The organism is Streptomyces sp. NPDC001728, from assembly GCF_040297565.1.
Taxonomy (GTDB): Bacteria; Actinomycetota; Actinomycetes; order Streptomycetales; family Streptomycetaceae; genus Streptomyces.
This window is the reverse complement of record NZ_JBEOZK010000028.1, coordinates 40,238-53,778: the sequence shown is the minus strand read 5'-3', so window position 1 is coordinate 53,778 and position 13,541 is coordinate 40,238. Positions and strand designations below refer to the sequence as shown.

Below are 13,541 nucleotides of genomic sequence, written 5' to 3'. Positions count from 1 at the left end.
CCTTCCCTACTCTGGGTGACGTGCAGCGCCTCTACGACTTCATCCGCAGACACCCGACGGGCGTCGACAGCTTCTGGGCCGTCGTCCTCCTCGGGTTCTCCCTGCTGTGGGTGGGGGAGACCCCTCCGGGGCGCGGTGACCCCGTCGCGTACGGCGTGGTCGCCCTGCTCTTCTCGCTGGTCCTGGCCCTGCGGCGGCGAGCCCCCGAGAAGATGCTGCTGCTCTCGGCGGGACTGGGGCTCGCACAGCTCGGCTTCGGCCTGAGGCCGTTCATCGCCGACTTCGCCATGCTCGTGATCATCTACACGGTCGCGGCGCACGACGGACCCCGCTGGGCGTCCCGGCTCGCGCTCGTCGGCGGACTCTGCGCCTCGCCCGTCTCCCAGCTGAGATGGCCGATGGAGGCCACCGACTCCGGTGCGGCCAAGGTCTTCTTCGTCATCATCATGACCGTGCCGTTCGCGCTCGCCTGGGTCCTCGGCGACTCGCTCCGCACCCGCCGCGCCTACTTCGCGCAGCTGGAGGAGCGGGCCTCCCGGCTGGAGAAGGAGCGCGAGGCACAGGCCAAGGTCGCGGTCGCCGCCGAGCGGGCCCGGATCGCCCGCGAGCTGCACGACGTCGTCGCGCACAACGTGTCGGTGATGGTGGTCCAGGCCGACGGCGCCGCCTACGTCATGGACTCCTCCCCGGAGACCGCGAAGCAGGCCCTGGAGACCATCTCCACCACCGGTCGGCAGGCGCTCGCCGAGATGCGCAGACTCCTGGGCATCCTGCGCACCGGGGAGCACCAGGAGGCCGGGGAGTACGTGCCCCAGCCCGACGTGGGCCAGATCGAGGACCTCGTCGAGCAGGTCCGGGGCGCCGGGCTCACCGTGGACTTCGCCATCGAGGGGAGCCCGCGCCCGCTGCCCAGCGGCGTCGAGCTCACCGCGTACCGGATCGTGCAGGAAGCCCTCACCAACACGCGCAAGCACGGCGGCCCCGATGTCGGCGCCAGCGTCCGCCTGGTCTACTTCGACGACGGGCTCGGGCTGCTCGTCGAGGACGACGGCCGGGGCGCGCCGCAGGAGATGTACGAGGACGGCGGCGCCGACGGCCGGGGCCACGGTCTGATCGGCATGCGCGAGCGGGTCGGCATGGTCGGCGGCACCCTGGACGCGGGACCCCGTCCGGGCGGAGGCTTCCGGATCAGCGCCCTGCTCCCGCTCAAGCCCGCTCACTGACGACCCGAACACGAACCCGAAGGAACCTGATGTCCATCCGCGTGATGCTCGTCGACGACCAGGTGCTGCTGCGCACCGGATTCCGCATGGTGCTCGCCGCCCAGCCGGACATGGAGGTCGTGGCGGAGGCGGGGGACGGGGTCGAGGCCCTGGAGGTGCTGCGGGGGACGGCGGTCGACGTCGTCCTGATGGACGTGCGCATGCCGAAGCTCGACGGGGTGGAGACGACCCGGCGGATCTGCTCCCAGCCCGACGCCCCGAAGGTGCTGATCCTGACCACCTTCGACCTCGACGAGTACGCCTTCTCGGGGCTCAAGGCCGGGGCGAGCGGCTTCATGCTGAAGGACGTGCCGCCGGCGGAGCTGCTCGGCGCGATCCGCTCGGTGCACAGCGGCGACGCGGTGGTGGCGCCCTCCACCACCCGGCGGCTCCTCGACCGCTTCTCGCCGATGCTGCCGTCGACGGGCCGGGAGCCCGAGCACAAGGAGCTGGGGCGCCTCACCGACCGGGAGCGCGAGGTGATGATGCTGGTCGCGCAGGGCCTGTCGAACGGCGAGATCGCCGCCCGGCTGGTCCTCTCCGAGGCGACGGTGAAGACCCATGTGGGCCGCATCCTGACCAAGCTGGGCCTGCGCGACCGGGTGCAGGTCGTCGTCCTCGCGTACGAGACGGGTCTGGTCAGGGCGGGCGGCGGCGCGGCGGGCTGACCCGGGGGCCGGACCCGCTAGCGGAGCACGCTCTCCAGGAAGTCGCTGCCGAGGCGGGCGACGACGGCCACGTCCAGCTGGTGGAGCACGTAACGGCCCCGGCGCTGGGTGGTGACGAGTCCGGCCTTCTTCATGACCGCGAGGTGCCGGGAGACCTCGGGGGCGGTGATGTTGTACGCGTCGGCCAGCTCGCTCGTCGTGCTCGAACCCCGGGCCAGACTGCGGCAGAGCCGCATCCGCATGGGGTGGGCGACGGCCTCCAGACGCCGGGTGACCGCCTCGACGGAGGCCACGCCGCCGGGCTCGCGGTCGGGGACGGGGTACTGGATGACGGGCTGCCAGCCCGGGGCGTAGAGGGCGAAGAGGTGCGGCCAGCCGAAGGCCGTCGGCAGGAACGTCACCGCGGAGCCGACGGCGCTCGCCCGGCCCTGGAGCAGCTTGTCGACGACGATCCGGGAGCCCGCCGCGTCCTCGACCAGGGTCATCGCGGGGGACGCGTCGGCGACGGCCTCCGCCAGGCCCTTGCGCCGCATCAGCTCGGTCTTGTGGCGGGCGTCGGCGGCGAGCTGGACGCGGACACGGCACCAGGTGTCCGCGAAGAAGGCCTCGTCGCAGTCCTCGAGAAGACGCCGGACCCACGCGCGCGTACCGGGCGGATCGGCGAGCATCCGCTCCACGAAGGCGACCTGGCGCGGGCCGCGCGCGGCGGCCAGGTCCAGGGTGCGGCGGCGCATCCGCTCGTCGACGAGCGGCGAGGGAGCGCCTTGCGTGTACTTGCTGTTGCAGGAGATCTCCAGGGCGGAGCCGACGTACTTCTCGTCGTCCATGCGGTCGAGGTCGTCCAGCTCCTCGGCGAGGGTCCCCCGGGGAGATGAGGGCAGCAGGATGTCCGAGCGGGTGGAGTTCCACATGAAGTCGGCCTCGTGGAGCCGGTCCGCGAGCTCCGGCTTCAGCGCCGCCGCCGTCGTCGTGGTCCAGGCGTGGAGCCGGGCGTGGTGCGCGGGCTCGGACAGGGCGTGCAGGGCGGCCCCCAGCTCGGCCAGCGGCGAGGGGCTGAAGGTGATCCGCTCGTGCGGCAGTCCGGTGATGTCGATGGTCACGCTCACCCGTCCATGGTGCGGGGTGGAGAGGGGGTGGTGTCGCGCCGTTTGACGGCGGCCGTCAATCGGCGCGCCAAGGGCTCGGGGCCCGGCGCACGGTGAGGGCATGAACGCGATGCACCAGTACCTCTTCGACGCGTACCGCGCCGCCCGGCTCGGTGAGCCGGCGCCGCCGGCGCCCGGCACCCATGACGTCGCCGTCCTGCGGGCGGTCCGCGAGCGGCGCCGCGCCGAGCGTGAGTGCGCGGGCCGCCCGGCGCGGGGCGTCCTCCGCCACCGCCTCCGAGCGGCCCTCGGCCTCCGCTAGCCCGGCGCGCCGCCCTGGCCCAGCCGCCCCAGGAAGTCCCGTACGGCCGTCCTCACGTCCTCCGCCGTCCACTCCAGGCCCGGTTCCGTCACCGTCACCTCCGTGAACGAGACGCCCGGCGGGCCGCCCGCGCCCGGGGCGAACCAGCGGCGGAAGAGCGCCGTGCCGGTGTCCTCGGTCTGCGCGAGCGCCGCCGCCGTCAGGGCCTCGGGGGCGTACGGCAGCCAGACCTGGAACTGGTGGGTGTGCGGCGTCTCGGGGTGGATCCGGAACCAGCCCGTCCCGGCCTCGGTGAACGCCTCCCGCAGCGCGTCCGCCACCACGCGCGCGTGGGCCACGTACGAGGGGAGCAGGGGCAGTTCGACGTCCAGGCCCCGGAGCGCGGAGAGCGCCGCCGGGTACTGCTGGAAGACCATCCCCCCGTACCGGTGCCGCCAGACCCTGGCCTCCTCCATGACGTCCTCGGGGCCGGCCAGCGCGGCCCCGGACATGCCGCCGAGGGACTTGTAGAACGAGACGTAGACGCTGTCGGCGAGCCCCGCGATCTCCGCGAGCGGACGGCCGAAGCGCGTCGCGCACTCCCAGAGCCGGGCCCCGTCGAAGTGGACCACCGCGTCCCGCTCCCGGGCCGCCTCGACGACCTCGGTCAGCTCCTCCCAGGTCGGCAGGACGAAGCCCGCGTCCCGCAGCGGAAGCTCGAGCATCAGCGTCCCGTAGGGCTCCGGGTGGTCCCGCACCTCCTCGGCCGTCGGCAGCCGGGGCGCGTCGGTGGGGTGGACGGTACGGAGCCCGGAGACGGCCCCGAACGCGCCGTTCTCGTGGACCTCGGGGTGGCCGAGCGGGTGGAGGGCGACGACGGGACTGCCGGTGCGTCCGGCCCAGCAGCGCAGGGCCACCTGCTGGGCCATCGTGCCGGTGGGGAAGAAGACGGCGGCGGGCATGCCGAGCTCCTCGGCGACGCGCCGCTCCAGCACCTCCACGGTGCCGTTGCCGTACGTGTCGAGCGGGGCCCCGCCGTATCCGGCGGTGTCCGCCCAGTCGGCCAGCTCACGCAGGCGCGTGCCGACCGTGCCGTCCACCGAGGTCTGCCCCATCTTGCGCGCGGCCTCGCCCCAGACCTTCGCCCGGTACAGCCGGGCCGCTTCCTCGTCGGGGGGCTCCACGGGGTCTGTCGGGTCCGCGGGGGCCACCGGGTCCGTGCCGTCCACAGGGTCCGTGCCGTCCACGGGATTCACGGGATGCATGCCATTCATGAGCCGATCATCACACCCCGCCCACACCCTGTGGACAGCCACGGAGGAGCACGAAACGCTGGCGTAGCATGACCAGAAATCGTCCGGTACCCGCCGAGGACTGGAACGGAAGGCCGTCCCCACCGTGAACGCACCAGCAGCGCCAGAACCCCGAGCCGAGGACCGACCCGCCCGGCTCACCGTCGGAGTCGTCGGCGCCGGCCGTGTGGGCCCCGCCCTCGCCGCCGCCCTCCGGCTCGCCGGGCACCGCCCCGTCGCCGTCTCCGCGGTCTCCGACGCCTCCCGGCGCCGCGCCGCCGCCCTCCTGCCCGACGTCCCCGTCGTCGAGCCCGCGCGCGTCCTCGCCCTCGCCGACCTGGTCCTGCTCACCGTCCCCGACGACGCCCTGCCCGGGCTGGTCGAGGGGCTCGCCGACACCGGGGCCGTACGGCCGGGACAGCTGATCGTGCACACCTCCGGGCGGTACGGGGCACGGGTCCTGGACCCGGTCCGCCGGGCCGGCGCCCTGCCGCTCGCCCTGCACCCCGCCATGACCTTCACCGGCACCGCGGTGGACGTCCAGCGGCTCGTCGGCTGCTCCTTCGGCGTCACCGCGCCCGGGGAGCTCCGGCTCGCCGCGGAGGCCCTGGTGATCGAGATGGGCGGCGAGCCCGAGTGGATCGCGGAGGACGCCCGCCCGCTGTACCACGCGGCCCTGGCCCTCGGCGCGAACCACCTGGTCACCCTGGTGGCCCAGTCGATGGAACTGCTCCACAAGGCGGGCGTCGCCGCCCCCGACCGGATGCTCGGCCCGCTGCTCGGCGCCGCCCTGGACAACGCCCTGCGGTCCGGGGACGCGGCCCTCACCGGCCCGGTCGCGCGCGGTGACGCGGGCACGGTCGCCGCGCACGTCGCGGAGCTGCGCAAGCACGCGCCCGGCACCGTCGCCGGCTATCTGGCGATGGCCCGCACGACCGCCGACCGGGCGCTCGCGCACGGCCTGCTCAAGCCCGAGCTGGCCGAGGACCTGCTGGGCGTGCTCGCCGACACCCCGGCGGGCGGGACCGGCCCCACCGGAACCGCCGACGGGCCGCAAGGAGACGACCGATGAGCCTGTCCGCCCGTGACCGCGACACCGGTCGCCCGGTCCGCCACCAGCCCGCCGGACTCCTGCGCACCGGCGAGGACCTCAGGGACGCCGCCGCCCACTTCGCCGCCCCCGGCTCCACCGCCGTGGTCATGACCATGGGCGCCCTCCACGAGGGCCACGCCACCCTCATCCGCGCCGCACGCGCGCGCGTGGGGGCCAAGGGCTTCGTCGTCGTCACCGTCTTCGTCAACCCGCTGCAGTTCGGCGCCGGCGAGGACCTCGACCGATACCCCCGCACCCTCGACGCCGACCTCGCCCTCGCCCTCGAATCGGGCGCCGGCGCCGTCTTCGCGCCCTCCGCCGACGAGGTCTACCCCGGCGGCGAGCCGCAGGTCAGGATCACCGCCGGCCCCATGGGCGAGCGCCTCGAAGGCGCCTCACGGCCCGGCCACTTCGACGGCGTGCTGACCGTCGTCGCCAAGCTGCTCCACCTCACCGCGCCCGATCTGGCCTTCTTCGGCCAGAAGGACGCCCAGCAGCTGGCGCTGATCCGGCGCATGGCCCGCGACCTGAACTTCCCGGTCGAGATCGTCGGCGTGGAGACCGTCCGCGAGCCCGACGGCCTCGCGCTGTCCAGCCGCAACCGGTTCCTGTCGGCCGAGGAGCGCCGTACCGCCCTCGCGCTGTCCGGCGCGCTGTTCGCCGCCCGCGAGCGGCTCGCCGCGCAGGAGGCGCTCCGCGCGCGTGCCGCCGCCCTGCCCGGCGCCCAGGGGCGGGCCGAGAACCGCGCCGAGGCGCTCTCCCGGCTCGGCGAGGCACGGGCCGCCGCCGACGCCCACGCGGTCGCGCAGGCCGTCGAGGGCTGCGGGGCCGAGGCCGTCCTGGCCGCCGCCCGTACCGTCCTCGACGACGCCACGAGGAGCGAGCCGCCGCTCACGCTGGACTACCTCGCGCTCGTCGACCCGGCGGACTTCACCGAGGTCGCCGACGACCACGACGGGGAGGCGGTCCTCGCCGTCGCCGCGCGCGTGGGCACCACCCGGCTGATCGACAACATCCCCCTCCACCTCGGAGGCACCATGTCCACCACCCTGGGAGCGAACCCGTGACCGGAATACGGCTGCAGGCCCACGCGCCCGGCTGGGCCATCGACGCCGATGTCGTCGTGGTCGGCTCCGGAGTCGCCGGCCTCACCGCCGCCCTGCGCTGCACCGCGGCCGGGCTCCGCGCGGTCGTCGTCACCAAGGCCCGGCTCGACGACGGCTCCACCCGCTGGGCCCAGGGCGGCATCGCCGCCGCGCTCGGCGACGGCGACACCCCCGAGCAGCACCTCGACGACACACTCGTCGCCGGCGCCGGGCTCTGCGACGAGCAGGCCGTGCGGGTGCTCGTCACCGAGGGGCCCGACGCCGTCCGCAGGCTCATCGCGACCGGCGCCGACTTCGACAAGGACGCCGACGGCGGGATCGCGCTGACCCGGGAGGGCGGCCACCACCGCCGCCGGATCGCGCACGCGGGCGGCGACGCGACCGGCGCCGAGATCTCCCGCGCCCTGGTCGAGGCGATACGGGACCGGGGCGTGCGCACCATCGAGCACGCCCTCGTCCTGGACCTCCTGACGGACGCCGAGGGCCGCACGGCGGGCGTGACCCTGCACGTCATGGGCGAGGGCCAGCACGACGGCGTCGGCGCCGTCCACGCGCCCGCGGTGGTCCTCGCGACCGGCGGCATGGGCCAGGTCTTCTCCGCCACCACCAACCCCAGGGTCTCCACCGGCGACGGCGTCGCGCTCGCGCTGCGCGCCGGCGCGGAGGTCTCCGACCTGGAGTTCGTCCAGTTCCACCCCACGGTGCTCTTCCTCGGCGTCGGCTCCGAGGGCCAGCAGCCGCTGGTCTCCGAGGCGGTCCGGGGCGAGGGCGCCCACCTGGTCGACGCCGACGGGGTCCGCTTCATGCTCGGGCAGCACGAGCTGGCCGAGCTGGCGCCCCGGGACATCGTCGCCAAGGCGATCACCCGCCGGATGGGGGAGCAGGGCACCGACAACATGTATCTCGACGCCCGCCACTTCGGCGCCGAGATGTGGGCGGAGCGTTTCCCGACGATCCTCGCCGCCTGCCGCTCCCACGACATCGACCCGGTGACCGAGCCGATCCCGGTCGCGCCCGCCGCGCACTACGCCTCCGGCGGCGTCCGTACGGACCTGCGGGGCCGTACCACCGTCCCCGGCCTGTACGCGTGCGGGGAGGTCGCCTGCACGGGCGTCCACGGCGCCAACCGGCTCGCCTCGAACTCCCTCCTGGAGGGCCTGGTCTTCGCCGAGCGGATCGCCGAGGACGTCATCTCGGCCGCCCCGCGCGTGCCGGGCGCCCCGGTCGCGCACCCGTCCCCGGTGACCCTGCCGCTGCCCGTGGCCGGCGCCCGGACCCGTATCCAGCGGATCATGACGGCCGGCGCCGGGGTGCTGCGCTCCGAGACCGGCCTGCGGGGGGCCGCCGAGGCCCTCGACGCCCTGCACGGCGACGCCCTCGCGGGCGGCACCGACGACACCAAGGCCGGCGAGCCGGGCGTGGACGCCTGGGAGACCACCAACCTGCTGTGCGTCGCACGCGTGCTGGTCGCCGCCGCCCGCCGCCGCGAGGAGACCCGTGGCTGCCACTGGCGCGAGGACCACCCGGACCGCGACGACACCGACTGGCGCCGGCATCTCGTCGTACGCCTCACCCCGGAGCGCACCCTTGACGTCCGGACGACCGGCACACATGACTTTCCCCCCACCTCCGATGCCCCAAGGGAGCCGTAAGTGACCACGCCCGAGGAAGCCCGTCCGCAGCCCGTGGACGTCCCTCTCATCCAGATCCACACGGTCTCCTCCGACGAGGCGGCCGGCGGCTGCGGCGACGGCTGCGGCTGCGGCGGTGCCGACGAGTTCGAGTGCGGGCTCGACCCGGCGCTGGCCGAGCTGCTGGAGGCCGCCGGACTCGACCCCGTCCAGGTCGAGGACGTCGCCCACCTGGCGATCGCCGAGGACCTCGACGGCGGCGTCGACGTGACGACCGTGGCGACCGTCCCCGAGGACGCCGTCGCCACCGCCGACTTCACCGCCCGCGAGGCCGGTGTCGTAGCCGGTCTGCGGATCGCCGAGGCCGTCCTGTCGATCGTGTGCACGGCCGAGTTCGAGGTCGAGCGGCACGTCGAGGACGGCGCGCGCGTCGAGGCCGGGGACGTGCTCCTCAGCGTCACCGCCCGCACCCGTGACCTGCTCACCGGCGAGCGCAGCGCGCTCAACCTCCTGTGCCGCCTCTCCGGCATCGCCACCGCCACGCGCGCGTGGGCCGACGCCCTGGAGGGCACGAAGGCCGAGGTCCGCGACACCCGCAAGACGACTCCGGGCCTGCGCGCCCTGGAGAAGTACGCGGTCCGCTGCGGCGGCGGCGTCAACCACCGCATGTCGCTCTCCGACGCGGCGCTGGTGAAGGACAACCACGTGGTGGCGGCCGGCGGCGTGGCCGAGGCCTTCAAGGCCGTGCGCGAGCTGTTCCCCGAGCTGCCCGTCGAGGTCGAGGTCGACACGATGGCCCAGGTCCGCGAGGTCCTGGAGGCGGGCGCCGATCTGATCCTGCTGGACAACTTCACCCCGGCCGAGACCGAGGAGGCCGTCGCGCTGGTCGCGGGCCGTGCCGCCCTGGAGTCCTCGGGCCGGCTGACCCTGGAGAACGCGGCGGCGTACGCGGCGACCGGCGTGGACTACCTCGCGGTCGGCGGGCTCACCCACTCCTCCCCGATCCTCGACATCGGCCTCGACCTGCGCGAGGTGCGGGCCTGATGCTGCTCACCATCGACGTCGGCAACACGCACACGGTCCTCGGTCTCTTCGACGGTGACGAGATCGTCGAGCACTGGCGGATCTCCACCGATCCGAGCCGCACCGCCGACGAGATGGCGGTCCTGCTCCAGGGCCTCATGGGCATGCACCCGCTGCTCGGCGTGGAGCTCAGCGACGGCATCGAGGGGATCGCGATCTGCGCGACGGTCCCCTCGGTGCTGCACGAGCTGCGCGAGGTCACCCGGCGCTACTACGGGGACGTCCCCGCGGTCCTGGTGGAACCGGGCGTCAAGACGGGCGTGCCGATCCTCACGGACAACCCCAAGGAGGTCGGCGCGGACCGCGTGATCAACGCGGTCGCGGCCGTCGAGCTCTACGGCGGCCCGGCGATCGTCGTCGACTTCGGTACGGCGACGACGTACGACGCGATCACCACGCGCGGCGAGTACGCGGGCGGCGCCATCGCGCCGGGCATCGAGATCTCGGTCGAGGCCCTCGGGGTCAAGGGGGCCATGCTCCGCAAGATCGAGCTGGCCAGGCCGCGCAGCGTGATCGGCAAGAACACGGTGGAGGCGATGCAGTCGGGCATCGTCTACGGGTACGCGGGCCAGGTCGACGGTGTCGTCGCCCGGATGAAGCGGGAACTGGTCGGGCCGAACGGCGACCCCTCGGACGTGACGGTGATCGCGACCGGCGGCCTGGCGCCGATGGTCCTCGCCGACTCCCGGGAGATCGACGAGCACGAGCCCTGGCTGACCCTGATCGGCCTGCGCCTGGTGTACGAGCGGAACGTCTCCCGCATGTGAGGGAGGCGGGCGGACGGGCGGGGGCCGTCGGCGCGCCGCGATGATCGCTAAGAGAAAATTGTCCGATTAGCGCGTATCGTCGGCCCATGCCCACGCCATACGGATCCCGCGGCGGCATGGCGTTCAGCGCGGACGAGCTGCGTGTGCTCCGCCGTGCCCTCGCCGTCGCCCTCCACCCCGCCCCGCTCCAGGACGAGGACGTCCAGGACACCCTGCGCCTGGCCGAATCCGTGGACGAGGCGGTACGCGAGGCCGGTCGGCTGCGCGCCTTCCTCCTCGCCGACCTGGCCCGCTACCGCGAGGCACTTCCCGGGTCGCTCAGCGGCTATCTGGAGCTCCTCCAGGACGCCCTCGCCGCCGGTTACGACCCCGGGGCCGACGACCTCGCCGCACTGCGCGCCCTGCGCCGCAACCCCGCGGCGGCCGAGCTGCTCGCCCGCTGTCAGATCCTCGCCGAGCGCTCCGTACGCGCGCGCCTGGCCCGGGTCTCCCAGGCCACAGGCGCGCCCTCCGGACGGAGCCCGCAGGGCGCCGTGGTCACCGCGCCCCGGGTCCGGCTGCTCGCCCTGCCCGGCGGGCGCGCCGCGGCCGACGATCCCAAGCCGACGCCCCCGGCGCCCGCCGAGCGTCCGGTGCCCAAGCCCTCCGAGGTGTTTCCGCCGCGCCGGAGGCCCGTACCCCCGCCCCCGCCCGAGGAACGCGTCGCCGGATAGCTAGGCTGGTCGCCATGGACTACGTATCCGCGCTCGTGCCCCCCGTCGTGATGGCCGCGTTCTTCATCGGCCTCGTCGTCACGATCGTCAAGAGCCAGGGCGGCCCGAACAAGGCGAAGGAGGACGCGGTCGTGGACGCCGCGCTCGCCCGCGCCGAGGCGACCCGCCAGGCGGACGGCACTCCCGCCGTCTGAGGCACGCCCGCACCGCCGCAGTGCCCGGGATGTACGACCTTTCGTGGTCGTGCGTCCTTTTTGTTGCGTTTCCTTCCGTCAATGGACACTTGCTGGCGTTTTAAGCACTAAAGTGACGTTGTGCCCCGTCCCCTGGGAGAGCTCGAAGACGCCGTGATGACGCGCGTCTGGCAATGGAACCGTCCGGTGACCGTCCGGGAAGTTCTGGAGGACCTTCAGCAGGAACGGTCCATCGCCTACACCACCGTCATGACCGTCATGGACAATCTCCATCAGAAGGGCTGGGTCCGCCGAGAAGTCGAAGGCCGCGCCTATCGATATACGGCGGTCTCCACCAGGGCCGCCTACGCGGCGGCCCTGATGAACGAGGGATGGGCGCAGAGCGACAATCCGGCAGCCGCGCTCGTCGCCTTCTTCGGGATGATGTCGCAGGAACAGCGCGAGGCCCTCAACGACGCCATCCGGATCGTGCAGCGGGACACCCCGCTCCCCGCCCCGCCCGAGGAGGGCGCCGAGGGATCAGGGGCCCGGGAGCGATAGCGTCCCCCCATGTCGCCGTCCGCTTCCCCGGCCGCTTCCCCGGCCTCCGCCAAAGCCGTCACCGTCCGCAGGGCCCGCACCGGAGACGTCGCCGCGGTCCGCCGCCTCGTCGACCCCTTCGTGAACCGGGGCATCCTGCTCGACAAGGCCACCGTCACCCTTTACGAGTCCATCCAGGAGTTCTGGGTGGCGGAACGGGACGAGGACGCCAGCGTCGTCGGCTGCGGCGCTCTCCACGTCATGTGGGAAGACCTCGCCGAAGTGCGCACTCTCGCCGTGGATCCCGAGTTCAAGGGAGCCGGCGTCGGACATCAGGTGCTGAACAAGTTGTTGCACACCGCCCGATGGCTCGGTGTGCGGCGGGTATTCTGCCTCACCTTCGAAGTCGACTTCTTCGCGAAGCACGGCTTCGTCGAGATCGGCGAGACCCCGGTCGACGGAGATGTCTACAGCGAGCTGCTGCGTTCCTATGACGAGGGAGTCGCCGAGTTCCTCGGTCTCGAACGAGTGAAGCCGAACACCTTGGGCAACAGCCGGATGCTTCTGCACCTGTGACCCGTGCGGATCCCTATGTCCGAATCGCGCACGTTTCCCGCGTGGTCGGGGTTCTGAACCTCTGCCAGGGGTTTGTGTTTTTCCGGGAAAAGCGGTTTCCTTTCCGCGTACTGCATTTTCGATGAAAGGAAATCCGGTGGCACAGAAGGTTCAGGTCCTTCTTGTCGACGACCTCGACGGCGTCGAGGCGGACGAGACCGTGACGTTCGCGCTGGACGGCAAGACCTACGAGATCGACCTCACCACCGCGAACGCGGAAAAGCTCCGTGGTCTGCTCGAGCCGTACACCACGAGCGGCCGTCGTACCGGTGGCCGTACCGCCGGTGCTCGCGGCAAGGGCCGCGCCGTGGCGGCGGGCAGCCAGGACACCGCGAAGATCCGTGCGTGGGCCAAGGAGAACGGCTACGACGTGAACGACCGCGGTCGCGTGCCGGCCACCGTCAAGGCGGCCTACGAGGACGCGAACCGCTGAGGCGACAGCTGCTGAGCCGCCGGCCTCCGGGTCCGCGCACTCAGCAGCCGCGCCCGGTGGCACTCCGAGGCCGCCGCGGCCACCAGACGCACCAGACACGGGGCATCCGCACCGCCCCACGGCGCGGACCGCAGGGCCGGCAGCGAGGACTCGACCTCGCGGCCCGGCGCCGGGGCCCGCAGCCACACGGAGGCACCCGGCGTGCCGGATCCGCCCCGCCCCGGGGGAAGGGGCGCGGTCATCCGGCCGTCGGCCCCCATGGCCGTGAGGTCGAGCGCGATCCCGCCCCACTCCAGCCAGTCGAGCAGACCCGGTAGCTCCTCGGCCGTCCCGGCGGCCACGAGCAGCCGCATCCGGCGCCCCAGCAGGGCCACCGGACCCGTCGCCGGGCCCGTCCGGCGCAGTACGCCCCGGCCGGCCTCGGCGGGCAGCTCGAGGACGTCGAAGCGCAGCCCCGTGACCAGCTGCACCGGCGGACCCGCCACCGTCGCCCAGCCGAGCTCCTGCTCGTACCACCGTGCCAGACCGCCGTCGGGCGGCGTACGGGGAAGCGGGACGGTGAAGGCCATGCCGGGGGAACTCCCGCGAGGGCGTGTTGGTTACGCCCGCGATGGACCGCCTTGGTGACCGTGAGTCCCCGGCCGGACGCGCAAGGTGTCCGTGATGGGGCGTACGCGTGCATTCGGCAGCGCAAGGGTGTTCGCTGGTAGCGGAGGGAACCGGGGTGCGCCGCATGGAGTGTCAGTCCTTACGGGTAAGACATTCCTAGTGGAGAGGGG

At 73.5% G+C, this 13,541-nt stretch carries 16 protein-coding genes; 13 read left to right on the top strand and 3 right to left on the bottom strand.

The features are described 5' to 3' along the window. The first annotated feature begins 20 nt into the window (after window positions 1–20). Both ABT154_RS30890 and ABT154_RS30885 read left to right on the top strand, forming a co-directional pair. Window positions 21–1,223 carry a sensor histidine kinase gene (locus tag ABT154_RS30890; RefSeq protein WP_351861236.1) on the top strand — a complete coding sequence of 401 codons (1,203 nt, stop codon included), beginning with the start codon at window positions 21–23 and terminating at the stop codon, window positions 1,221–1,223. A 29-nt stretch (window positions 1,224–1,252) separates the two neighbouring features. Next, window positions 1,253–1,930: a response regulator gene (locus ABT154_RS30885; protein ID WP_351861234.1), complete on the top strand. Its 678-nt coding sequence runs from the start codon at window positions 1,253–1,255 to the stop codon at window positions 1,928–1,930. 17 nt (window positions 1,931–1,947) lie between these two features. On the opposite strand, the gene ABT154_RS30880 is transcribed toward ABT154_RS30885, so the two are convergent. Beyond that, a complete protein-coding gene (locus ABT154_RS30880) occupies window positions 1,948–3,036 on the bottom strand; it encodes a DUF5937 family protein (protein WP_351861232.1) in 1,089 nt (362 codons plus the stop codon). A gap of 100 nt (window positions 3,037–3,136) precedes the next feature. Between ABT154_RS30880 and ABT154_RS30875 the strand changes: the two genes are divergently transcribed. Next, entirely contained in the window at window positions 3,137–3,337 is a 201-nt protein-coding gene (locus ABT154_RS30875) for a hypothetical protein (protein WP_351861230.1), read from the top strand. Here the strand turns inward: ABT154_RS30875 and ABT154_RS30870 are convergent. Continuing rightward, the gene (locus tag ABT154_RS30870; protein WP_351861228.1) at window positions 3,334–4,590 is read right to left on the bottom strand and encodes a threonine aldolase family protein; all 1,257 of its coding nucleotides are present in this window, start codon (window positions 4,588–4,590) and stop codon (window positions 3,334–3,336) included. The two genes, ABT154_RS30875 and ABT154_RS30870, sit on opposite strands and share 4 nt — an antisense overlap. 124 nt (window positions 4,591–4,714) lie before the next feature. Between ABT154_RS30870 and ABT154_RS30865 the strand changes: the two genes are divergently transcribed. From ABT154_RS30865 to ABT154_RS30820, 10 genes are all read left to right on the top strand, one after another. Next, complete coding sequence (locus ABT154_RS30865; RefSeq protein WP_351861226.1) at window positions 4,715–5,680, top strand: Rossmann-like and DUF2520 domain-containing protein; 966 nt, start codon at window positions 4,715–4,717, stop codon at window positions 5,678–5,680. Continuing rightward, entirely contained in the window at window positions 5,677–6,768 is a 1,092-nt protein-coding gene (panC, locus tag ABT154_RS30860) for a pantoate--beta-alanine ligase (RefSeq protein WP_351861224.1), read from the top strand. The genes ABT154_RS30865 and panC overlap by 4 nt, the downstream gene beginning before the upstream one ends. After that, on the top strand, window positions 6,765–8,459 hold the full coding sequence (locus tag ABT154_RS30855) for an L-aspartate oxidase (RefSeq protein WP_351861222.1): 1,695 nt from the start codon (window positions 6,765–6,767) through the stop codon (window positions 8,457–8,459). Before panC ends, ABT154_RS30855 begins: the two co-directional genes overlap by 4 nt. Beyond that, a complete protein-coding gene (gene nadC / locus ABT154_RS30850; protein ID WP_351861220.1) occupies window positions 8,460–9,482 on the top strand; it encodes a carboxylating nicotinate-nucleotide diphosphorylase in 1,023 nt (340 codons plus the stop codon). Further along, the gene (locus tag ABT154_RS30845; protein WP_351861218.1) at window positions 9,482–10,288 is read left to right on the top strand and encodes a type III pantothenate kinase; all 807 of its coding nucleotides are present in this window, start codon (window positions 9,482–9,484) and stop codon (window positions 10,286–10,288) included. Before nadC ends, ABT154_RS30845 begins: the two co-directional genes overlap by 1 nt. A gap of 116 nt (window positions 10,289–10,404) precedes the next feature. Further along, the gene (locus ABT154_RS30840) at window positions 10,405–11,001 is read left to right on the top strand and encodes a hypothetical protein (protein ID WP_351861286.1); all 597 of its coding nucleotides are present in this window, start codon (window positions 10,405–10,407) and stop codon (window positions 10,999–11,001) included. A gap of 14 nt (window positions 11,002–11,015) precedes the next feature. Further along, window positions 11,016–11,195, top strand: coding sequence for a hypothetical protein (locus ABT154_RS30835; RefSeq protein WP_351861216.1), 180 nt, complete (start codon window positions 11,016–11,018; stop codon window positions 11,193–11,195). A 120-nt stretch (window positions 11,196–11,315) separates the two neighbouring features. Next, on the top strand, window positions 11,316–11,735 hold the full coding sequence (locus ABT154_RS30830; protein WP_317874819.1) for a BlaI/MecI/CopY family transcriptional regulator: 420 nt from the start codon (window positions 11,316–11,318) through the stop codon (window positions 11,733–11,735). A gap of 9 nt (window positions 11,736–11,744) precedes the next feature. Beyond that, complete coding sequence (locus ABT154_RS30825) at window positions 11,745–12,290, top strand: amino-acid N-acetyltransferase (protein ID WP_351861214.1); 546 nt, start codon at window positions 11,745–11,747, stop codon at window positions 12,288–12,290. Between the two features lie 136 nt (window positions 12,291–12,426). After that, the gene (locus ABT154_RS30820; protein WP_351861213.1) at window positions 12,427–12,762 is read left to right on the top strand and encodes a histone-like nucleoid-structuring protein Lsr2; all 336 of its coding nucleotides are present in this window, start codon (window positions 12,427–12,429) and stop codon (window positions 12,760–12,762) included. Here ABT154_RS30820 and ABT154_RS30815 read toward each other — a convergent pair. Then, window positions 12,741–13,331, bottom strand: coding sequence for an SCO3374 family protein (locus ABT154_RS30815; RefSeq protein WP_351861210.1), 591 nt, complete (start codon window positions 13,329–13,331; stop codon window positions 12,741–12,743). The genes ABT154_RS30820 and ABT154_RS30815 overlap by 22 nt on opposite strands. Window positions 13,332–13,541: the final 210 nt, after the last annotated feature.